The organism is Amycolatopsis sp. SID8362, from assembly GCF_010550475.1.
GTDB classification, from domain to species: Bacteria; Actinomycetota; Actinomycetes; order Mycobacteriales; family Pseudonocardiaceae; genus Amycolatopsis; species Amycolatopsis eburnea.
Genome location: NZ_JAAGNB010001345.1, coordinates 1 through 1008, shown reverse-complemented (window position 1 = coordinate 1008; position 1008 = coordinate 1). Strand labels below are relative to the sequence as shown.

Below are 1008 nucleotides of genomic sequence, written 5' to 3'. Positions count from 1 at the left end.
GACCCCGTGCGGGTCGCGGCCGCGTTGCCCGCCGCGTCGCCGCCGCTGCTGGACTTCCGCCGCGGCGGCTTCGAGCTGGCCGGGACGCGGCCGGTGCTGGTGCGGGCGTTCAACGTGCTGCGGCAGTACGCGGAGGACGAGGTCGCGGGCGCGTGGGACCTGGTGCTGGCCTCGATGGCCCCGGGCGGGCTGCTGGTCGAGGGCACGTGCGACGAGATCGGGCGGCTCTCGACGTGGGTCCTGGTGTCTTCGGCCGGCCCGGTGTCGTTGACGCTGTCGATGCGGCTGGCGGGCCTGGACCGGCCGTCGACGATCGCCGAGCGGCTGCCGAAGGCGCTGATCCACCGGAACGTGCCGGGCGAGCGGGTGCACGCTCTCTTGTCGGCCCTGGACACCTGCTGGGCCACGGCGGCGCCGCACCAGGCGTTCGGCGTCCGTTCGCGCTGGCTGGAGACGGTCCGGCTGCTGGCCGCGCGCGGCTGGCCGGTGCTGGGCCCGCCGTCCCGGATCCGGCTCGGTGAGCTGACGGTGCCCTGGGCCTCGGTCGCCCCGGCCTGAAGCGCCCCAAGGTGGCCTTGGTTGCGTCAGACGCACCGAAGGCCGCCTTGGGTGCGTTGGATAGGCACTGCGGCGCGAGCGCCTCCGCTGAGGGTGGTGGCGGGGGCATGGATGGAGCACCGAAGGCCACATTGGGGCGCTTGTTCACCGTGGCACCCCCGCTGCGTCACCCCGAAGTGACCTGCGGTGATCACCATTGAGCCGTGGAACTCCTGGGGCAGGTCACCGAGCTGCTGCGCGGTGCGCTCGGCTCGCCGTGGCTGTGGGTGGTCGTCTTCGCGGTGTCCGGGTTGGACGCGCTGCTGCCCTTCATGCCCAGCGAGACGACCGTCGTCACGGTCGCGGTCCTGCTCGGGCCCGATCCCGCGCAGCTGACGCTGCTCGCGGCCGTCGCGGCCGGCGGGGCGTGGGCGGGCGACTGCCTCGGGTACGCCGTCGGGCGGTCCGCCG

Annotated in this window: 1 protein-coding gene and 1 pseudogene; both read left to right on the top strand. The window is 74.5% G+C overall.

Translation table 11 applies throughout. The features are described 5' to 3' along the window. A partial coding sequence (locus G3I65_RS41245; RefSeq protein ID WP_160700893.1) for a class I SAM-dependent methyltransferase occupies positions 1-558 on the top strand: 558 nt, incomplete at its 5' end. A 203-nt stretch (positions 559-761) separates the two neighbouring features. Beyond that, positions 762-1008: pseudogene (locus G3I65_RS41240) on the top strand (DedA family protein); the annotation flags it as partial.